Origin of the sequence: Clostridium sp. MT-14 (assembly GCF_042436595.1) — a bacterium.
Taxonomy (GTDB): domain Bacteria; phylum Bacillota; class Clostridia; order Clostridiales; family Clostridiaceae; genus Clostridium_B; species Clostridium_B aromativorans.
This window is the reverse complement of sequence record NZ_JBHMIY010000002.1, coordinates 155,304-176,197: the sequence shown is the minus strand read 5'-3', so window position 1 is coordinate 176,197 and position 20,894 is coordinate 155,304. Positions and strand designations below refer to the sequence as shown.

General features: G+C 31.7%; 23 protein-coding genes and 1 tRNA gene. 12 read left to right on the top strand and 12 right to left on the bottom strand.

What is annotated here, in order from left to right; genetic code table 11:
* The first annotated feature begins 77 nt into the window (after positions 1-77).
* Entirely contained in the window at positions 78-374 is a 297-nt protein-coding gene (locus tag ACFHWD_RS02745; protein ID WP_378060158.1) for a DUF2325 domain-containing protein, read from the top strand.
* A gap of 52 nt (positions 375-426) precedes the next feature.
* On the opposite strand, the gene ACFHWD_RS02740 is transcribed toward ACFHWD_RS02745, so the two are convergent.
* The 3 genes from ACFHWD_RS02740 to ACFHWD_RS02730 all read right to left on the bottom strand — a co-directional run bounded on the left by ACFHWD_RS02740 (position 427) and on the right by ACFHWD_RS02730 (position 2,454).
* The gene (locus ACFHWD_RS02740) at positions 427-1,221 is read right to left on the bottom strand and encodes a metal ABC transporter permease (protein ID WP_378060156.1); all 795 of its coding nucleotides are present in this window, start codon (positions 1,219-1,221) and stop codon (positions 427-429) included.
* A gap of 23 nt (positions 1,222-1,244) precedes the next feature.
* Positions 1,245-1,901, bottom strand: coding sequence for a metal ABC transporter ATP-binding protein (locus ACFHWD_RS02735; protein ID WP_378060153.1), 657 nt, complete (start codon positions 1,899-1,901; stop codon positions 1,245-1,247).
* A 235-nt stretch (positions 1,902-2,136) separates the two neighbouring features.
* The gene (locus tag ACFHWD_RS02730; protein WP_378060151.1) at positions 2,137-2,454 is read right to left on the bottom strand and encodes an MGMT family protein; all 318 of its coding nucleotides are present in this window, start codon (positions 2,452-2,454) and stop codon (positions 2,137-2,139) included.
* Positions 2,455-2,596: 142 nt separating this feature from the next.
* Between ACFHWD_RS02730 and ACFHWD_RS02725 the strand changes: the two genes are divergently transcribed.
* The 3 genes from ACFHWD_RS02725 to ACFHWD_RS02715 all read left to right on the top strand — a co-directional run bounded on the left by ACFHWD_RS02725 (position 2,597) and on the right by ACFHWD_RS02715 (position 3,808).
* A tRNA-Glu gene (locus ACFHWD_RS02725) sits at positions 2,597-2,671 on the top strand.
* Between the two features lie 381 nt (positions 2,672-3,052).
* The gene (locus tag ACFHWD_RS02720; RefSeq protein ID WP_378060149.1) at positions 3,053-3,640 is read left to right on the top strand and encodes a nitroreductase family protein; all 588 of its coding nucleotides are present in this window, start codon (positions 3,053-3,055) and stop codon (positions 3,638-3,640) included.
* Between the two features lie 42 nt (positions 3,641-3,682).
* Entirely contained in the window at positions 3,683-3,808 is a 126-nt protein-coding gene (locus ACFHWD_RS02715) for a hypothetical protein (protein WP_378060147.1), read from the top strand.
* A 379-nt stretch (positions 3,809-4,187) separates the two neighbouring features.
* Here the strand turns inward: ACFHWD_RS02715 and ACFHWD_RS02710 are convergent, their stop codons facing one another.
* From ACFHWD_RS02710 to ACFHWD_RS02700, 3 genes are all read right to left on the bottom strand, one after another.
* Positions 4,188-5,111, bottom strand: a complete 924-nt coding sequence (locus tag ACFHWD_RS02710; protein WP_378060145.1) for an LD-carboxypeptidase — start codon at positions 5,109-5,111, stop codon at positions 4,188-4,190.
* A gap of 172 nt (positions 5,112-5,283) precedes the next feature.
* Entirely contained in the window at positions 5,284-5,619 is a 336-nt protein-coding gene (locus ACFHWD_RS02705) for a cupin domain-containing protein (protein ID WP_378060143.1), read from the bottom strand.
* Between the two features lie 278 nt (positions 5,620-5,897).
* Positions 5,898-6,173, bottom strand: a complete 276-nt coding sequence (locus ACFHWD_RS02700) for a hypothetical protein (RefSeq protein ID WP_150358873.1) — start codon at positions 6,171-6,173, stop codon at positions 5,898-5,900.
* A gap of 233 nt (positions 6,174-6,406) precedes the next feature.
* Here ACFHWD_RS02700 and ACFHWD_RS02695 point away from each other — a divergent pair, with 233 nt between their 5' ends.
* Complete coding sequence (locus ACFHWD_RS02695) at positions 6,407-6,994, top strand: hypothetical protein (RefSeq protein ID WP_150358874.1); 588 nt, start codon at positions 6,407-6,409, stop codon at positions 6,992-6,994.
* A gap of 338 nt (positions 6,995-7,332) precedes the next feature.
* Here ACFHWD_RS02695 and ACFHWD_RS02690 read toward each other — a convergent pair whose 3' ends face one another.
* Positions 7,333-7,719: a GtrA family protein gene (locus ACFHWD_RS02690; RefSeq protein WP_378060140.1), complete on the bottom strand. Its 387-nt coding sequence runs from the start codon at positions 7,717-7,719 to the stop codon at positions 7,333-7,335.
* Positions 7,720-7,920: 201 nt separating this feature from the next.
* Here ACFHWD_RS02690 and ACFHWD_RS02685 point away from each other — a divergent pair, with 201 nt between their 5' ends.
* Positions 7,921-8,937 carry an alpha/beta fold hydrolase gene (locus tag ACFHWD_RS02685; RefSeq protein WP_378060138.1) on the top strand — a complete coding sequence of 339 codons (1,017 nt, stop codon included), beginning with the start codon at positions 7,921-7,923 and terminating at the stop codon, positions 8,935-8,937.
* Positions 8,938-9,016: 79 nt separating this feature from the next.
* On the opposite strand, the gene ACFHWD_RS02680 is transcribed toward ACFHWD_RS02685, so the two are convergent.
* Positions 9,017-9,208 (bottom strand): alpha/beta-type small acid-soluble spore protein, encoded by a 192-nt coding sequence (locus ACFHWD_RS02680; protein WP_378060136.1) that lies wholly within the window; start codon positions 9,206-9,208, stop codon positions 9,017-9,019.
* 391 nt (positions 9,209-9,599) lie between these two features.
* On the opposite strand from ACFHWD_RS02680, the gene ACFHWD_RS02675 reads away from it, so the two are divergent.
* The 4 genes from ACFHWD_RS02675 (at position 9,600) to ACFHWD_RS02660 (ending at position 13,930) form a co-directional block, all read left to right on the top strand.
* A complete protein-coding gene (locus ACFHWD_RS02675; protein WP_378060134.1) occupies positions 9,600-10,976 on the top strand; it encodes a PhoH family protein in 1,377 nt (458 codons plus the stop codon).
* Between the two features lie 224 nt (positions 10,977-11,200).
* The gene (locus tag ACFHWD_RS02670) at positions 11,201-12,202 is read left to right on the top strand and encodes a phosphodiester glycosidase family protein (protein WP_378060132.1); all 1,002 of its coding nucleotides are present in this window, start codon (positions 11,201-11,203) and stop codon (positions 12,200-12,202) included.
* Between the two features lie 34 nt (positions 12,203-12,236).
* Positions 12,237-13,262 (top strand): hypothetical protein, encoded by a 1,026-nt coding sequence (locus ACFHWD_RS02665; RefSeq protein WP_378060129.1) that lies wholly within the window; start codon positions 12,237-12,239, stop codon positions 13,260-13,262.
* Positions 13,263-13,279: 17 nt separating this feature from the next.
* Entirely contained in the window at positions 13,280-13,930 is a 651-nt protein-coding gene (locus tag ACFHWD_RS02660; RefSeq protein WP_378060127.1) for a site-2 protease family protein, read from the top strand.
* 14 nt (positions 13,931-13,944) lie between these two features.
* Here ACFHWD_RS02660 and ACFHWD_RS02655 read toward each other — a convergent pair whose 3' ends face one another.
* Positions 13,945-15,021 (bottom strand): hypothetical protein, encoded by a 1,077-nt coding sequence (locus ACFHWD_RS02655; RefSeq protein ID WP_378060125.1) that lies wholly within the window; start codon positions 15,019-15,021, stop codon positions 13,945-13,947.
* Positions 15,022-15,205: 184 nt separating this feature from the next.
* Between ACFHWD_RS02655 and trmB the strand changes: the two genes are divergently transcribed.
* Entirely contained in the window at positions 15,206-15,850 is a 645-nt protein-coding gene (gene trmB, locus ACFHWD_RS02650) for a tRNA (guanosine(46)-N7)-methyltransferase TrmB (protein ID WP_378060123.1), read from the top strand.
* A gap of 86 nt (positions 15,851-15,936) precedes the next feature.
* Positions 15,937-17,916 carry a methyl-accepting chemotaxis protein gene (locus tag ACFHWD_RS02645; RefSeq protein ID WP_378060120.1) on the top strand — a complete coding sequence of 660 codons (1,980 nt, stop codon included), beginning with the start codon at positions 15,937-15,939 and terminating at the stop codon, positions 17,914-17,916.
* Positions 17,917-17,970: 54 nt separating this feature from the next.
* On the opposite strand, the gene ACFHWD_RS02640 is transcribed toward ACFHWD_RS02645, so the two are convergent.
* The 3 genes from ACFHWD_RS02640 to ACFHWD_RS02630 form a co-directional block, all read right to left on the bottom strand.
* The gene (locus tag ACFHWD_RS02640; RefSeq protein WP_378060118.1) at positions 17,971-19,029 is read right to left on the bottom strand and encodes an HD-GYP domain-containing protein; all 1,059 of its coding nucleotides are present in this window, start codon (positions 19,027-19,029) and stop codon (positions 17,971-17,973) included.
* Positions 19,030-19,159: 130 nt separating this feature from the next.
* Positions 19,160-20,518: a PFL family protein gene (locus ACFHWD_RS02635; RefSeq protein WP_150356953.1), complete on the bottom strand. Its 1,359-nt coding sequence runs from the start codon at positions 20,516-20,518 to the stop codon at positions 19,160-19,162.
* Between the two features lie 18 nt (positions 20,519-20,536).
* Entirely contained in the window at positions 20,537-20,806 is a 270-nt protein-coding gene (locus ACFHWD_RS02630; RefSeq protein WP_150356954.1) for an ACT domain-containing protein, read from the bottom strand.
* Positions 20,807-20,894 lie beyond the last annotated feature (88 nt).

The following is a 20,894-nucleotide window of genomic DNA, read 5'->3' as shown; positions in this document are numbered from 1 at the left end:
TATCAATTGGTATATATAAATTTTAGTTTCTTCACCATGGTTTGGATAAATTTAATTGAAAAAGGGAGGATTTTATTATGAGTATTTTGGTTATTGGAGGAGACAGGTTAGGAAATATAAAGGATAAACTAAGGGAAAATGGATTTAATAAAATAGGTCATGTCAGTGGAAGAAAAAAAGGTGACAGAAAAATAAAAATACCTGAAAATACGGATTTAGTATTGGTATTAACGGATTATATAGGGCATAACATATCTGAAATAATAAAAAACAAATCCAAGAGAAGCGATGTAACAATTATGTTCTGCAGACGATCTTGGTCCAGTATGTACAAAAACATAGGAGATTATATAAAACAGGTAAAAAAGCCCTAGAAATGTATTTAAATGGTCAATTACCCTATAGATTAATAAACTTATAAAGAAGTTATCTGTTAAAAAGTTTTTTGTAAGTTAATATTATTAAAAGCAGCAGTACTGAAATAAGTGCTATGGTACCTCCAGGAGCACTGTTTATATAATAGGATAGAAATAATCCCAGCATTATGTCTATAAATCCAAATATGATGGAAAATGTAAATGTAAGTTTAAAACCTTTCTGAAGCTGGAGAGATGCGGCAACGGGCATGGCAATCATAGATGAAATCACAAGAATACCCAGTATTCTAATAGATACTGAAATAGTAGCGCCTACCAAAAGAGCAAAGAGGTAGTTTATGAGTTTTACCTTTATTCCACATACTTTTGCACCATTTTCGTCAAAGGTTATATAGAGAAGTTGGTTGTATAAAAAAAATAAAGTCAAAACTGAAATTATGCTTAAGGAAAATACTGTAAATAGGTCATTTTTAGATACTGTAAGTATACTTCCAAATAAGTAGGAGTTGACGTTTGCATTTGCTTTTCCCGTACTTATGAGTACAATTGCAATGCCAACAGAAAGGGTAAGTACTATTACCAATATCAATTCAGCATATTTTTTATAATAACTTCTTAAAAATTCTATTGTCAATCCTGCAATGGAAGTAAATATAAAAGAAGTTAATATGGGATTGTATCCCAGTACTAGTCCTATTGCCACACCGGCAAGAGAGGAATGTGACAGGGTGTCTCCCATCATGGAATATCTTTTCAAAACTAGAAATGTGCCTACCGCAGGGCATAATATGGATATGAATATACCCGCAATGATTGCATTTTGCATAAAACTGTACTGTAACATAATTTCCCTCCAGTGAAAATATTTTAATTTTTAAGAACTGTTAATCTTTTATATTCCTCAATATTATATAGGGATATATTTCCGCTATCTATAGTGCATATTTGACTGGAATTTTCAAGAGCAGCTTTTAAATTATGTTCTACAGATAGTATTGTTATGGATGAATTTCTGTTTAAATTGCTTATTAACTTATATATGTCCTTCTGACTTGGAATATCAATTCCTGTAGAAGGCTCATCAAATATCAGCAGGTCTGGATGACCTATGAGCGCTCTAGCTATAAATATTTTCTGGCGCTGTCCTCCAGATAAATTTCCTATAAGACTATTTTTGAATTTGCTCATCCCCATAATATTCAAGCATCTGTCCACGGATGCTTTATCTTTTATCTTTAAAATTTTCATATGGCATTTAATTAGCTCGGAAACTGTAATAGGAAATTGAGAATTAAAAGTTTCCATCATTTGAGGAACATAGCCGATTTTTTTTGTTGACACATGTATGGTGCCTTTTAAAGGATGTAATAATCCTAAAATCAATTTTATTAGAGTGGTTTTAGCGCTGCCGTTTTCTCCTATAATTGAAACATAAGCTCCTTTTTCAATATTTAAATTTATTTTATTTAGTAAATAAGGTGGACTGCCAGTGTAGGAAAAAGTTAAATCTTTTATGTGGATCATATTAAAATTCCTCCATTTGTTTATTGTTAGGTACAACAGCGGTATGTATAGTCAAAATTATGAATATACATGTATTTGTATAGAATGCATTACCACATTATTATATAACTACCTGCAAATTATTTGCAAGTAGTTATATAATAATGTGGTTTCTCTCGTGTATTAATTTACGTTGAGTTTTGTTTTTGTTTAAAGAGAATTTTGCTATGAAGGGTCTACTGGGCAAAGTACTTTTTTAACTTTTTCCGTCCCATAGGCATTTTTCCATATCTATATGTCCGTCATTTTTAAAAGTAATTCCTTCCGATTTTAAAAGGTATCTTTGAATATCAGAGCTTCCAAATACATAGTCCGGTGAAAGACTTCCAGATCTATTGACAACTCTGTGGCAGGGGAGATGGAGATTATTGGGAGCCTTTTTCATGGCCCAGCCTACTATTCTAGCGCTTCCGGGTTCTCCCAGTACGGCAGCTATTTGACCGTAAGTAGCAACTTTTCCCGGTGGTATTTTAGAAACTAAGTTATAAACTCTGGAAAAAAAATTTTTTGACAAAGACAACATCCCCCTGTATTTATAATTTAACATGTTTATTATAATGTAGATAATATGAAATTACAATTTAAACTAAAAAAATATTGACTAAATGAATAAAAAAATATATAATAATACCTGTTGATTGCAAAAATTAGTATGAGGTCCCTTGGTCAAGCGGTTAAGACGTCACCCTCTCACGGTGAAATCAGGAGTTCGATTCTCCTAGGGACTACCAAATCAGTAATAGCAGTGTTTTGAAGGGTTTCAGAGCATTGTTGTTTTTTACGTTTAACACATTCATTTCTTAATAGATTTTTATAACTTCTAAATAAATTTTTAGCATCTATATATTTACAGATTCAGTTAACTTACCATTGGTAAATATCATCAATTATAACAAATATGACAGTTATAAAATCTTTTAAATCTTCTATAATTGTGATAGAATCATTGTTATAAATCTCTGGCATATATGCTTCCTCCTTCATTGAATTGGTTGTGTTTTTCAATGATAGGTTAACACATTATGCTGGAGGTTTCCTATTTGTAAATCTTGCTAGTGATTTAACTCTAGCACAACGGGTTAAATTAATTTTGAGTATTGGAGGATAATTTTATGGAAAATCAAGTATTAGAGACTATTCTCAAGCGAAGAAGTATACGTAAATATGGGAAAGATCAAATTCCAGATGAAAAGCTTTCTCTAATTATTGAGGCCGGGCGTTTTGCCCCAAGCGGTGGAAATAATCAAACAAGCCATTTTATAGTGATACAAAATAGAGAAACCTTACAGAAACTAAAATTGATGGTACAAAAAGAATTTGCCGACATGGAGATTAAAGAAGGTCTCTATAAAAGTATAAAGAATTCAATTTTGGCATCAAAAAAAGGTGGCTATGATTTCATGTACAATGCTCCTACATTAATTGTAGCTGCAAATCAAAGGGAATATGGCAATGCTATGGCAGACTGCTCAGTTGCATTGGAAAATATGATGTTGGCAGCAGTGTCTTTGAATATAGGCTCTTGTTGGATAAATCAGCTTCACTGGCTAGATGATAATAAATGTATTCATAGATATTTAGTGGAACTGGGCTTAAGGGAAAATGAAACGATTTGTGGAGGACTTGCGCTTGGATATTCCCAAACGTCAGAAATGGCACCTCTCAAGAGGACAGGAAATGTTGTTACTTATGTTAAATAATTATGATCTTAATTTTCTCAATCTAGTAGAAATGGTTGATTAATGAATAAGTTTATAAATAAGAGAAAAGAAGAAAAATTAGTAGATACTAAAAAGTGTAAGCACTGTTTGAGTGATATTCCCGTAGATGCAACTAGATGTCCGTATTGTACTTCGCATCTTGATTAATACATATAAACCTAGGCCTGTGATTTCAAGGTTAAATGAAGCCGCCAATTATGTATTATAAAAGTTCAATAAAAAGCAAAGGATAAATTTAAATTAATATTATTAGCAGGTATTGTTATTGTAATTTCTGATGCATTTATCTTAGAAAATAAGAAGCTGCCGAAACAGAATAACGCAAGTAAAATTTTAGAACAATTTAATAGAAAATTTAGCTCTTTTAAAGGCTTAGATATGAAAGAAGAAGACATAAGATTAAATTTTAAAATGAAACCTCTGAGTCTTCAACTTCCTATATATAATGATAATAATAGGTTATATATTCCGGTTTCTGATCTAATCTCACAACTAAAAAACGAACAAGAACAATTAGCAGAACAAATTATATATGCACTGTTGGTTCAAGTATTGTCAACGTATTATTATAAGTATTAAGGTTAGCTTGAGCACCTATAGGTATAGCCATCTTATAAGTGCCATGCCCAGATGCTAAATTTGTCATGAGAGGTTTATTCAATGGTATTATGACTTCATTAATTAAATCTGCATATGATTTACCATATGCAGGATCACAATTTGTGCATTCACCCATAATGATACCTGCACAATCCCTAAGTTTACCTGATAATATTAAATGGTTTATATGTCTGTAGACTGTATTAATAGGTTCATGAACTTCTTCAATTAAGAGTATCTTTCCTTTAGTATCAATTTCAAAAGGTGTGCCAAGGTTATCTACAAATGATGTAAGGTTACCTCCTACTATAGTTCCTGTTACATTGCCAGGAACCCTGCTTATTAAAGGCATTCCAGGAGGATTTTCAAGTCTTCTTGGTGAGGTAAGTGTAGATGTAGCAGTGAAAAATTGATTCATGTTGTATGCGGGGGTACTTGGTTTAAAGTCTATTAAAAGAAGACTATGAAAAGTAATTAAATTGGCCCATGCATACAAAACATTTAATAAGATTGTTATATCACTGTACCCAGTGATAATTTTAGGATTCTGTGTGATAACAGGATAATCAAGATATGGTATAATACCTGCGACGCCTACTCCACCTCTTGAGGGTATGATAGCTTTTACATCAGGATTCTTAAACATTTCCATTAAATCAGATGCCCTCTGTTGTTCCGTTGCAGCAATATATCCATCATAAGAATATGTGTAGTTCCCTAAGATTACATTAAAGCCCATATTTCTAAGAGTTTGTATACCAGTATTAATGGCATCCGCGGATAATGGGCTTCCTAAAGTAACTATTCCTATTGTATCTCCTGCACGTAAAATTTCTGGCCTTATTGCCATGTCAATTCACCTTCTAAATAATTTAATAACATATAATTTCAAATTTCCTCATGAACAGAAAATTTGGATTTATAAAATTACTAGGATATTATATGAAGTTACTCAAATAGTTGTTAATTAATAATAAAATGAATTTGAAAAAAGGCAGCATAGCTGCCCTTTTTCAAATTGTTTAATGTTTTATAACTGTTAGAAGCATTTTAAATCTTTCATGGGCTTCAAGTCCATGGGGAATATCAGAAGGCATTATTATTGTTTCACCTGCTTCAACATTAAAAACATTATCACCTATAGTGATTTCAGCTGCGCCGTCTAATATTTGGACCATAGCATCTCCGGAAGTTACATGAGTGCTGATGCCTTCACCTTTATCCAGCGAGAATAAAGTAATATTCACAGAAGGTATTTGTGCAATAGTTCTGCTTATAACCTGGCCTTCTTGATAAGATATTAGATCATTTAGATTAAGCACCTTGGAAAATTTTACATTTTTAAATAAGCTATTCATATTTTTACCTCCTTGTATAATTGAATCTTTATTTTAGTATAGCGTTTTTGGTGATAAAAATATGTAGCATATGTTACCGTGTTTACAAATAGTGACAGTAAGTTATGGCGAATACTGCATATAATATAAATGTACTAGGGAAATAAATCCTTAGTGAAAAAATGAGTATTACTCTTTAAATAATTAATTGTTTTGTAGAACAGGCGCTCTTTATTTAGAGTGCCTGTTTTGCGCAAAAGTAGGTGTAAAATGTGTGGAAAGGAATTTTAATGTGAGGCTTATAGAGAGGTCAGAAATGCCTCATAGGTATCTTCGAATGATTCATAAGGGTCGGGATTTCCACCGTTTGTACTTTTACATTGATTGCTGCTGTATTCTTGACCAATTGCAAAGAGTTCTCCAACAGTTATAGGATGTCCTGCATCACAAGCTACTTTACAAAAAGTATCCATGGGATCATCTGCTGAACGGGTTGCAAGCAGCTTCTTTTTTAGCAAAGGGTCTTTTTTAGCGTCAGAATAAAGTAGTTCCAATTCAATAATTGTTTTGTTCATGATTACAGCTCCTTATTTTAAATTAATATTATTATAGCATTATATCAAAATTTGAGCTATCATTCTGATAATTTTAGAAATAGTGGTGAAGTATAATAAAAACACTATTATATCTTAAAATATTAGAAAAAATATAAAATGAGACACCCTAAAATCAACTTTGATATTCGTAGATAATATAGAGAAGTTTATATTTAATATAAAAATTGTATGGAATCAATGGGGTGATGTTGTTGAATGATTATATTTTGGGTATAATATTTTCAATTGGGTATATATCACGGGGAAGATTAATTTTTAAGAATAAGAATAAATATTTTCTTGAACAAATACAAAAAGTTTGTGGAAATAATATATATGAACAAAAGGACAAGAATAATATACAATATGTATTGAGTACTAAATACTTTAATATAGAAAAATTAAAATCCATAGGCTGGAATAATAGAAGTTCTGATGTCCGAAAATTGCCTGAATTAAATCAATACAGCGATTTCCTAAGGGCATATATAGAATTGCACAGTAGGTTTGATTATTCCACTAGATATAGAAATAAACGGAAAAAAATAAAATATAAGGCTTTACGTTTAAGAATATACGGTAATAAGGTATTAATTAAGGATATAAACAAAATATTGAATATGGATGCAAATACTACGCTAAAATCTCCTCAAAATGAAAAAAATAATAAAACTTCCTGTATATCATATACGTCCATAAATGAAATAAAGTCCATATTTCAGTATATAGAAAAGAGACCTTATTTTAACAGCTTTTGGGAAGAAATTGAAAGCAAATTGAGAATGCCTATTATAGTGTAAAAAAATATACTTAACAAATAATTAACATGTATGATATGAACACATAATATTTTTATCATACAATAAAAAATGAAAAGCTTAATGATTAAATTATAACTAACCCTATGAGTACTGAATCCCCAATCAGTACTATTTTTTTTATATATTTTATTAATAAATAGCTAATTAACAGGATATTATTTGTCGTTATGACACATTATTGTCACAATGATGATGTATAGTAATAGACAGACTAAGGAAAATCTTAGTAAAAAATTATATAACCTATGTACATGAATTGCTGTGTAATTTGATTACGCAGCAGTTCGTTTTTTTGTACAAATGCAAAACTTAAAACATTAAGAAAATGTCCATAACTTATTCATCATATAATTAAACATCCCTGTGATAATAGTAGACATTAACTGTGATAATATTTTATTAAAATAGAACTTATTGACAAATAAAATTAAAAGCATACTGCTGAAAATAATTGATATTGAATTTACAATAATAAATTTAATAAATAAAGTACCTGTATTGCCATTGGATTTAAATACCCAAAATTTATTGAAGATAAATCCGTTCATAATTCCAAGAATATATGCTATAACATTTGCTTCTATGTAATTAACGCTGATCTTTATGAGAATATTGTAGGCAATCAAGGTTATAAGTGTATTTAAAGTTCCTGAAATAACATACTTTATAAATTGTTTTCTCTTTAATAATATATTTAAAAACATTTTTTATCTCCATAAAACTTTCTATTTATATAATTATATAATATTTTTAATTTTATAAACAAATTTAATATATTATTCTTAATACTTTCTTAAAAATAATTGCTGTTGTTATAAAAAGAATATATTAATAATAGGAATTTAAAGGAATTTAAAGATTTATGTGGAATATTAAATAAATATATTTATTTTGGGGGAATTTGTATGAAAAAATTTTTTTCGTTAACTTTTATAACTGCCCTGGTTTTAAGTTTTATAGTAATACCCTGTAGAGCAGATGACAATATTAGTCAAAGGTATGTTGATTATAAAGGAGTAAAAATGTATACTGAAGTTTATAACTACCACTCAAACTCAAAGGAAGCGATTGTATTCCTGCATGGATTGGGTGGCAGTCACAGCCACGGTGAATTTTTGTACAGCAAGAATAATCCATATATGACAATAACTTTAGATTATTTAGATCATGGCAATAGTGGTCATGTACCTTTTATTTCCTGGAATACTCAATTGAATTCAATAAAGGCGGTACTGGATTCATATGGCATAAAAAAAGCACATTTAGTTGGACATTCTTTTGGAGCAGATACGGCCATGATGTTTGCTAAGAAATATCCTGAAAGGGTAAAGGATGTAGTGCTGTTGGACAGAGCTTACTATAATTTTAAGGATTTTGAAAAATTCAATGTTACAGAAGATACCATGAATATTTTAGAGTATGAATCGGATTCAGGATTATCCTATGATGAATTTTTACAGTATATGGACATGGCATGGAATAATGATATCACTAAGACTTGGAATATCAGCAAAGATGTGTTGCTGCTTGGAGGCAACTGCAAGAATTTTCTCGGAGATCCTATTACAGGTACTCCTTCATTGGCAGGAATTATTTCACTGATCAAAGAGGATCCTTTGAAATTTGGAATCGATCCTGATGAGGCTAAATTACTGCCGGATATTACAGAAAACGATGTATTATCCCTGGTCGATTTTTTGAAAAAGAAGATCAATAATTTTGGAAATGTCAATAGGAGATTTAGTGTAATACAAACCAATTATGCCCATGGAGATATGGTCAGGGATCCGGAGGCTATGAATGCCATGGAAAATTACGTTATTGAATATTTACAGAGTCAAAATAAACATATATATAAAACTAAGTGCGGTGTTGATGAAAAATATAAGCGTTCGATTTATAAATACAATTTTTTGCATTAAGAATTCTTGAACTTATTTAATGGCAATTACATATAGAGTGGATATTTCAAGAATGCAATTTTAAAATACCCACTCTATATTACTTTAAATTTTGTTTATATGCTTCAACCATTTTTTTTACCATGTTTCCACCTATAGATCCAGCTTCTCGAGAAGTTAAATCTCCATTATAGCCTTCCTTTAGGTTTATTCCAATTTCTTTTGCTGATTTTATTTTGAAATGTTTTAATGCCTCTTTAGATTGAGATGTAGTTAATTTATCGTTGTACACTGATATAATAACTCCTCCTTTTTATATTTATAATAGATCCTATCACCTATAATTAAGTTTGTGCATTTTTATGAAAATTAGTACAGGTAATTGGATGAATACGTGTAATAAAATGTAAAATTAGATTATTCATAAAATGTTCAAAAAATAAACAACTATTTAATATATATGACACAGTGTTGTAACATCAGATGTATAAAATAAAAATACAATAAGTAAACGACCTAGTTATATAGATCTCCCTTAAAAAAGTAAGCATTGGAAATGTACAGTGCTTACTTTTTGTAATATATAAACATATTTAGCGGCAAATTCGATTTTATAATTAAATAAATGCATTTATATGTACAGATGAATATATTATAATAATGATTAGAGGGGAGGAATAGCTTTGAAAAAGACTTATGTTTTAGATACCAATGTTATTCTGTATTCACCAGGGGCCATGTTGTCTTTTGGAGATGGTGATGTAGTTATACCGGAGGTGGTGCTTGAAGAATTAGATGGATTTAAAAAAGATAAAAGCGATTTAGGTGCTAATGCAAGACATGCAGCTAGATTAATAGATGGACTGAGAAAAAAAGGAAAAATCAATAAAGGCGTACAGCTGACATCTGGAGGAAAATTCAGGGTTGAAATGAATCATTATGATGTAAAGCTGCCACCAGCCTGGGATAAGAGCAAGCCGGACAACAGAATAATACAGGTATGCAAGGGACTTAAAGATCAAGGCGAAAATGTCTGCCTTATAACAAAAGATATTTTTGAAAGAATTAAAGCTGATATTATAGATATAGAGGTAGAGGATTTTTATGAAAAAGTTGTTCCGGAGGATAAAAGCCAATATACAGGAAGGATAGATATATATGCATCAAAGCAGGACATAGAAAATTTTTATAGAGAAAAGTATATGGGAACTGATAAAATCACCTGTTATGATGAAGAAACTGAAGAATATTTCATACCGGTTCTCTATGTGAATGAATTTGTCATAATACACTGTTTTGAACATCCTAAACAAACTGCTCTTGGAAGATTTGATGGGCAAAAAATTGTTCCACTTAATTTTAAGGACAGCTCGCCTCTGGGAATAAATCCAAGAAATGTTGGTCAGAAATTTATGCTGGAAGCTCTCCTTACAAATGCGGAAAAGGCTCCCCTTGTGATAATAAAAGGACCTGCTGGTACGGCAAAAACTTTTTTTTCATTGGCTGTAGGACTTCACAACATGATGGAAGAGGACAACAGAATGTATAGAAAAATGTTAGTATGCAGGCCCAATGTTACTATGGGTGAAGATATAGGATTTTTACCAGGTACAGAACAGGAGAAAATATTTCCGCTTATGAGGCCAATATTGGATAATCTTGAGATATTGGTGGATTCTGATGAGAAGGAAAGATATAAAAATGAAAAAGAATTAGAGGATAAAGTGATGGAACTGTTTGATAGAAAAATTATAACTACAGAAGCGGTGGGCTATTTGAGAGGACGTTCTATTACAAAAAATTGGCTTGTAGTTGATGAAGCTCAAAATTTAACACCTAAACAGGTAAAGGCCATAGTAACAAGGGTGGGAGTAGGTACCAAGCTGCTGTTAATAGGAGATCCAGATCAAATAGATCAAGCGTTTTTGGATTCCAGATCTAATGGATTATCCTATGCATCGGAAAAGATGAAGGGAAGTCCCCTATGTTATCAGGTTACTTTAAAGAACGATGAATGTGAAAGATCTCCACTGGCCTATGAAGCTTCTAAAAGACTGTAAATGGAATAATATTAAAGATAATGGTACCATAAAAAGATATTTTACTATGAACATATTGTTATATGTTATCATAGTGAATATCTTTTTTATTTGGCCCGTTATGAAGTTTTTATGGTATTTATAATTATTTCTATTTAAAAATTTTATCGTTTATTGTACAATATTGAAAGATATATTTTTAATTTATCATGTATTTTTAGGTTAGAAAGGAAAGGTTTTAATATATGAAAAAAAGGAGAACATCGGGTAAAAAGAGAAAATCAGTTTGGAAACTGGTGCTTTGTTTTTTGTTATTTGAGTGTATATTTACCGGAATGACGGCCCCTTTCTTGATATTTTACGGTCCTTTTGAAAACATAAAGAGAACCGTAGTAGGTGCAGCTATGACAACTTTAAGTCATCAATACATTGCAAAATTATTTTTGTCAGATGAAGATATAAAAAAAATACTGGCGGGAAATGCTGTTGAAAATGTGGATAATGTAAAAATTTTAAATTTTGAAAATAAACATGATAGCAGTATAGAAAGGGAAGATATAAGTGATGATAAAAAGAAATTTAAGGGATATATATTGATAATTCATGATCCTACTAGAGTCAAGGTTGGATACAGCAGCAAATTGGGAGTAGTGGGAGAACTCACCAGCAGAATAGCAGGCAGAAATAATGCCGTAGCTGCTATAAATGGAGGAGGATTTAAGGACAGTTCCTCTGGGGACAGTAAATGGACCGGCACCGGAGGGAAGCCTACAGGTATACTGATGAGCAATGGTAAAATTCTGTCTAACGATTTAGAAGATCCCGATAAAAAATCAGGTGTAATGGCAATTACGAGTAAAGGGCAGCTTTTAGTGGGAAATCACAGTTTGAACGATATGAAAAAAAGAGGTGTCACAGAGGCCATATCTTTTGGACCTGCACTGGTAGTAAATGGAAAAGGAACCATAACAGGAGACGGCGGATGGGGAATAGCCCCGAGAACAGCTATAGGTCAAAGGGCAGATGGAGCTATAATTTTTCTTGTTATAGACGGACGTCAGACTAAAAGTATAGGTGCTTCCCTGAGAGATCTTCAGAATATAATGATTAAATATGGAGCAATGAATGCCACAAATTTAGATGGGGGATCTTCTTCCACTATGTATTATGAAGGAGAAGTAATAAATAATCCCTGTGATACTCTAGGTGAAAGATCTGTCCCGTCTGCTATTTATGTGAAGCCATAGAAACTGTTATAGAATTATTAAAGGGGAGTGTGAGATGAAAGTTTTTAAGAGAATTATTGTATGGATATCTATATCACTGGTAGTACAATTTGCGGGATTATTTTATATAAATAATTATTTTCTGTCTTCTCAGACAGAAATAAAAGCCAAAAAGGTTTTAAAAAGTGAACCTAAGAAAAAAGATGTTGTTGTAAAAATACCACAAAATGCTAAGGATGTCAGTGTTTCCTTTGATGGAAGATATGTGGCTTATTACCAAGATAACATTTTAAAGGTTGTGGATTCAAAAACTGGTGATGGAAAAAATGTAGAATTTGAGGATGGAACGGAAATATCTTTTTATAAATGGCTTAAAGATAGAAATAGAATGCTTATAGCAGAAAAACGTAATTCTGATGAAGGTTATAAATTTAACTTGTCATATTATGAAGCTGACAAGGATATAAAAGAAAACAGCAAGGAATTGGATTGTTATGATGAAAAGGCTCAAATCAATGATATACAGGAATCTCATTATACAAATGTAATATATGTTAAAATACAGAACAGAGGGCGGAGGACAAATATATACAGAATAAATATAATGAATGAAATGCAAAAAGTATATACGAAGTCCTATGTGATAGGCAATATAGGAATTTTATATCTCGATGATAAATTAATATATGAAGATGATATATATCACAATATATATGTTACAGGCAGAGAAAAGCCTATTACCATCAAAGGAGTTAAAAATCCTGTATGGATAGGGGCTGATGAAAATGATAGGATATACATTGGAGATGAACAGAATGGAAAGATATCAAATATTTATTGCGGCAGTATCGATTCAGATGAAGATACTTATGAAAATATAAATTTAAATAAACCTGTAAATAAAGATGACATATTTTTAATGCCCTCAGGGAAAATATACATAAATGACAATTTAAAGGGAATTGTTACTGATGTAGCAACTGGAAAACAATATATATATAAGGGAAATTTTATACAGATATTTGAAGGCGGGATTGCCTCCATAAGTAATGGCCAATTGGAAGAAGTATCGTTAAACTAAAATTAAAAAAGGAAGGAATGAAATATTTGACTGAAACTATATTAGAAAAAGTACTTATCATACCTGCTATATTGATAGGATTTGCATTTCATGAGTTTGCACATGCAATTACAGCAGATAGGTTAGGAGATAAAACTCCTAAATTTCAAGGAAGGCTTACATTAAACCCCTTTGCTCATGTGGATATTATAGGATTTATAATGATATTGCTGGTTGGGTTTGGCTGGGCGAAGCCGGTGGAGATCAATCCCAGTGCTTTTAAAAATAGAAATAAAGATGATTTGAAGGTTTCTGTTGCAGGCCCACTTGCAAATTTAATAATAGCATTTTTGGCTGCTATGCTGGTAGTGCTGTTGTACAAATGGGGAGGATTGGCTACAGAAACTTCTTCAATTTTTAATCTGGTGGTTAAAATTATACTGTACATTGTAAATATAAACTGTATGTTATTTGTCTTTAATTTGATACCAATACCTGGTCTGGATGGATTCCATATATTGAGAGATATTTTTCCTTCACTGTTTTATAAGATATCAGGAAGTATATACAGATATCAGATTATAATATTACTGTTGTTTGTGGCTACTCCACTGGCCAAGTATGTAGTGGGTATTCCATCTTTTATGATATATAAGACTTTTATCAGAGTAGCCAATAACATCTTTTGATTTAAACACGTTAATTACTGTGAATGAGTTGTATAATAATAATTTATCTCTTTAAATATAGATTGTACACCTTTTCCCCAGTTTTTATCTTGTGCATATTTTTTACCTATCCAAATAAAGGGGTTATTTTCTTTCGGTCTGTTTATAGATAGATTTATAATGGTATGAGCGGCTATTCTTGAGGAATCCTCTATATTTGTGTTATACTCCTTCCAGCTGTGGTATACATTAAAAGGGTTGTTGGCTATTTTATAAGCATTAGGTGTATTTGCAGGGACAAAATTTTGCTCCTGGCCCGTTATGGCAAAAAGTAAAATAGGATTTAAATTAAATTCCCTTGATGTATTGATTATAGTGGAGAAGTAAGGCTCTTTGCATAATAGTGAATTTCGGGTGTTTAAATAGGATTTTAGCTTATTTGCATTTATACTCCGATACTTCAAATATTCCGGCAGATATACATTGGGGAAATTCTTTTTGTAACTTTCTAAGGTTATACTGTCAATTAAATTTTCCATTTGTGAAAATTTGATTGCATTAAAATTTGATTGCAGCATAAATTGACTTATTATACCTATAATTAAAATAGCTGTTAAAATAACTGTCACAGGTCTTTTTGATAATTTAAAGGGCTTTGAATCAAAAATTGGGATGCGATTGAAGATACCTTCACTGCGCTTAGTTGATGGTGAGGGCATGTCTTTTTTAATGCTTTTTTCATAATTGGTTAGATCGATTTCTTCAATTTTGTTCTCTATATTGTTGTTTACCCATTGGGTGAGTTCCTTTCTGAAATTTTCTTTTAAAAATTCATTTTTCATACAGTAGCTGAATATGTCATACATGAAGATGGATTTTTGGTCTTTAAAAAGAGTTCTTTTCAAAATATCTAGTTTTATAGTTTGCCTGTAGGTTTCAGGAAGACCATTCAACTTTTTATCTAAAATATGATGTATAGTGTTGGAGAGCATTCTTGCCTTTTCTCTTGAACTAATTTTAAGATATTTTTTGTCTATATAATTTTTGAGAATTTGTATATCATCTTTACTGATTATCTTTTTGTTTTTAAGTTCTTCTACAAAATATTCCATAATTTCACAACCCAAATGCTATTCTATGTATAATTATTTTACTTATTGTTATCGTATATTGCAGAAAAAACTTTAATATGAAATATATTTGAAGAATGCTGTTGACAAGTTTCCTGTTAAAAGAGATAATAAATTTTGTTTTAGTAAGCTGCATATCGTAAATAGAAGAGGGGAATTTTCTAATATGAGACTCAGAAAAAAATGGTGGGCCAGACCTGAAATGGAGGCCAGCTTTTTTGCAATAACAGAACCTGAAAAATGTAAGGGAAAGTGGAAAGAAAAATTTGGGAACAATAATAGCATATACTTGGAACTGGGCTGTGGAAGAGGAAAATTTTTATGCGAGCAAGCTCTGAACAATAAAAATATAAATTATATAGGAATTGATTTAAAGGATGAAGTCTTAGTATATGCGTTGAGAAAAGTAAAGGAAAATAGAATAGAGAATGTAAGGATAGTGCCTATGAACATAGTAAATGTTGAGAAAATCTTTAGTGAAGGTGAGATTGAAAGAATATATATAAATTTCTGTAATCCATGGCCTAAAAGAAGACAAAAAAAAAGAAGGCTGACTCATACTGTATTTTTAAATATGTATAAAAAGTTTTTGAAGCCGGGAAGCCAGATATGGTTTAAAACAGATGATAGGGTGCTTTTCGAAGAATCTCAGGATTATTTTACAGAGAGCGGGTATAAGATAGAGTATTTGACCTATGATCTGCATAACAGCGGCTTTGATGAAAATGTAGTGACGGAATATGAGGAGAAATTTGTTCAATCTGGTATGAAAATAATGTTTTTTATAGAAGAATTAGCACGAAATAGGTAAAAATTCTAGGTATTTAGTAGATCTTATAGACATAATATGGTAGTATATATGTAATTGAATATAATAGACATAAGGGGGAGCAAATTATGGAAAATAGAATGTCATTACACCATAAACTGATTGGTATATTAATATTGCTTGTTGTAATACCATTACTTGTAATATCGATTTTTTCCTATTTCATTTTGTCTAAAATTACAAGTGATAATGCTGAAGAACTGACTTATCAAATAGCAAAGGAGAAGGTTTCATATATTGATTTACATAACCTTTCATTAAAGCATGATCTGCAGTCATTATCAGTTAATAAAGATGTGCTTTCACAGAACAAGGGAGAGCTGTTAAATGCACTGGGCAGCATAACACAGAGCAACAAGGATATAATGCAGTCATATTTGGCGGATGAAACAAAGCAGATGGTAGTATATCCTCAAAGTGTGAAATTACCTGCAGGATTTGATCCAACATCCAGACCCTGGTATAAAGATACCATGGCTGCAAATGGGCGGATATATGTAACTGCACCTTATAAAGATGCCTTTACAGGTAAACTTGTCATAACCATTGCTAAAAAAGTTCAGCTTAGTAATGGCAAGAAGGGCGCTGTAGGTTTTGACATTGATCTATCCACATTAAGAGACAAGTTAGTTACGACTAAAGTGGGAAAAAGTGGATATGCACTACTGGTTTCAGCAGACGGCACAATTATTGCGGATTCTGATAAGAGCAAGGTAATGAAAAACATAAAAGTGGAGATTCCTTCTGGACAGTCCGTTTTAAGTGCAGGTCAGGGAAATGTGAAGTATGGAAGTGGAAAGGAATCTAAGATAGCTGGATTTAATAAATCCAAAGAAACAGGATGGACAATTATGGCGGTCAGTCCCAAAAGTGATTATGCGCAGGGATTGAATGCAGCTATCACAACGGCCATTATAATTTTATTGATTATGCTGGCAATAGCTGTTGTATGCGGCATATTTATTGCAAAATATGCGACAGAACCTTTAACTCATATACAGCAATTTGCCAAGAGATTGTCAGAATGTGATTTCAGTACTCCTATAATTGTAAAGAGAAAGGATGAATTTGCAGATGCAGCTCTTTCACTCAATAAGGCTCAGGAAAATGTGAAATCTTTGGTGAAGACCATAATTGACAATTTTGAGAATATGAGTGCTTCTGGTCAGGAACTTTCTGCAACTGTCCAGGAAATGACGTCTAAATTTGAGAACATAAACAATTCTATAAATGATATCGTAAACGGTTCTCAGGAGACAACAGCTTCTGCTGAAGAAGTTACTGCATCTGTGGAAGAGATAGATTCAAATATAAATCAATTATCAGATAAGGCAATTAATGTAAATACAAATGCAAGCAAGTCTAAGGAAAATGCTCTTTCTGTCCAGGAAAACGCTCAAAATGCCATAAAGGAATGTAAAGACATCTATAAAAATGAAGAGATGAATATACTAAAGGCTATAGATGAAGGAAAAGTAGTTTCAAAAATAAAAGAGATGGCAGATATAATAGCAAGTATTGCGGAGCAGACTAATTTGTTGGCATTAAATGCAGCCATTGAAGCTGCGAGGGCAGGGGAACATGGTAAAGGATTTGCGGTAGTTGCAGAAGAAGTGAGGACACTTGCAGAACAATCTTCTGAAACAGTTTCTACAATTCAAAATGTTGTAGTAAAAGTTCAAGAGGCCTTTAAAAATCTTTCAAATACCAGTCATCAAGTTTTAAAATTTATTGATGAAAATGTAAATGTCCAATTGGATAATTATCTGAGTACCGGAGAAAAATATTATAAGGATTCTCAATTTACATCTGATTCTCTGAAGCAACTTACGTCGATGACAGAGGAAATAAAAAGTACAACGAATGAAGTGACTAAGGCAATTAACGGCATGGCTGGAATTGCACAAAAATCTTCTGAAAGTACTAACCAGATTCAAGATGTTATAAATGATGCAGTGCAGGGTATGGTACAGATTGATAAAACTGCCAAAGACCAAGCGGATTTAGCTCAAAAGTTAAATGAAATCATTCAAAAATTTAAAATTTAATTCTATAAGGTGTTACTTACAGTAGGTATATCTGCATAAATAGGGAAAAGCTGGTTATATAACCAGCTTTTCAACATATAAGTCACTTTCTTTTTTCAAATCCAAAAAATTTCCCTCATCTAAAAGCAGAGGATTTGTCAAATCATTTACATGAACTTGAATCACCTTGTATTTTTTACCATTGTTTAACAGTACATTTTCTCCCATGAAATAATTTATTATATGGTTTAAAAATACATCACAGTATCTACAATCGAGCTTTCCAAGACTTTGTTCTTGAATGATCTTCAGAGCTTCAAAGGGGCCCCTTACTTTCTTATAGTATCTTGAGGAGTTTACTTCATCAAATAAGTCTGCAATAGCTATTATTTTAGCAAATAAATGGATTTTATCTCCAGCTATACCTAATGGATATCCGGATCCATCCATTTTTTCATGGTGCATCAACACTCCGTAACTTACAGAAGGATCCAGATATGGAATGCTTTTTATAAAATTATAACCTATGACAGGGTGGGTTTTAATAATTTTATACTCTCTAGAAGCAAGAACTCCATTTTTATTCAGTATATCTCTATTTATTTTTGTTTTGCCAAAATCATGTAATATTGCTGAATAGGTCAATAAATTTAGATCACGTTGATTTAAATTTAGCCATTTCCCCAGTATAAAGCTTATAGCGGATACATTTATACTATGCCTGTAGATGGCATCTTTTCCGCTGCCGTAAAATACAATATTTCTAATGACTATCCCCGTTGATTTAAATTCCTCCTGTATCTTTTTTGAAAAAGATCTTATTTCATTCATTTCAGGAACTTTTAACTCAGATATATTATTAAATATACGTTTTAAGCTCAGAGAAAATTCATTAAAATCATTCTCTATTTTTTGTATTGTATTTGTTTCAACAATTAAAGGACTGTCAGAATCATTTTTTACGTAGACTTCTACTTTGTCCACAAGATAGTTTTGCTTTAAATTATTTATAGTAGACGCTGTAATAATAATATTTTTAGCCAATAACATTTTACCTTCAAAAATTACATCACTTGAAGACATCATTCCAGGTTTTAATTCATCAAGTGAAAGTAACTTCTTTTCCCATGTCATATTGTCTCACCTCATATATCGTTAATTTAGAAATATATAGTAATTAAGTATTTTATCGTATCCTTTTCATAATTCTAAATATGATTGAGGCAAAATAAACCATTTTTATTATTTTCTAATCTACATGTAATTAATTTTTGAAGCTGTGAATTGGAGCAGGGATTCTACCGCCCCTATTTATAAAAGACTCACTGGAAAATTTACTTACGGACATTATGGGAGCTTTTCCAAGGAGGCCTCCAAAATTTGCTTCTTCTCCTACAGATTTATTGTAAACTGGGATTAATCTTACAGCAGTTGTCTTACAGTTTATCATTCCGATGGCGGCTTCGTCTGCAATTATTGCTGATATGGTGGATTCAGGTGTGTCCCCTGGTATCCCTATCATATCAAGTCCTACAGAGCATACACAGGTCATGGCCTCTAGTTTCTCCAAATTGAGGGAACCCGCATTTACAGCATGTATCATTCCTTCATCTTCACTTACAGGTATAAATGCGCCGCTTAGACCTCCAACTTGTGATGCAGCCATTATACCACCTTTTTTGACTGAATCGTTTAAAAGTGCAAGGGCTGCTGTTGTACCTGGACATCCGCAGCTTTCCAGTCCCATTTCCTCAAGAATTCTTGCCACACTGTCTCCTACAGCAGGTGTAGGAGCAAGAGACAAGTCCACTATTCCAAAGGGAACATTTAATCTTTTTGAAGCTTCACCAGCTACTAATTGTCCCATTCTAGTTATTTTGAAAGCAGTCTTCTTTATAGTTTCGGCTACTGTGTTGAAGTCCTTATTTTTTACTTCCTCCAATGCTGATTTTACAACACCAGGACCACTGACACCAACGTTTATTATGGCATCGGCTTCTCCAATTCCGTGAAATGCTCCGGCCATAAATGGATTATCCTCTACGGCATTTGAAAATATCACTAGTTTGGCACACCCTATACTGTCATCTTTTCTGGTGAGATAAGCGGTTTTTTTCACTACTTTTCCCATATCTTTTACTGCATCCATGTTTATTCCAGCTTTTGTAGTCGCTACGTTTACTGAAGAACATACTTTATTGGTGGATGCCAGTGCTTCTGGTATAGAGTCTATGAGTATCTTATCCCCTTTTGAGTAACCTTTATGTACAAGCGCTGTAAAGCCTCCGATAAAATCTATACCGAGAGTCCTGGTAGTTTTGTCTAGAGTTTGTGCAAATTTTACATAATCCTTATCTGAAGTTGATTGGGCCACAAGGGAAATGGGTGATACAGATACTCTTTTATGTATTATTGGTATACCATACTCTATTTCAATCTGTTCTGCAGTTTTAGCCAGATTTTCGGCATATTTGGTTATTTTATCATATATTTTTGTCCGTGCCTTTTCTCCATCGCTGTCGATACAATCCATAAGTGATATGCCCATAGTGATAGTTCTTATGTCAAGATTTTCCTTGTCTATCATTTTTATTGTTTCCATTATATTTTTAGTATTTATCATTATTGTTCACACTCCAGTTTAAATTTCTTGCATAGAAGTAAATATATCTTCTCTTTGAATCTTGACATCAACGCCTATTTCCTCTGCCTTATTTTCAAGAGCATTTTTTATACTTGTAAAATCTGCATTCATTTTACTTAAGTCTACAAGCATTATCATAGTAAAATAGTTTTCTATTAGAGTTTGATTGATATCCAAAATGTTTATGTTATTTTTAAATAGTACAGAGGTTATTTTATAAATTATGCCCACTTTATCTTGTCCAATTACCGTTATAAATGCTTTCATTTACTATGTCCATCTCCTTTTAATATTAGTTAATTTACACTAAAGTACAATTTATTTGAGAAAATAAAAAGAGATTAAAATAAGGTTT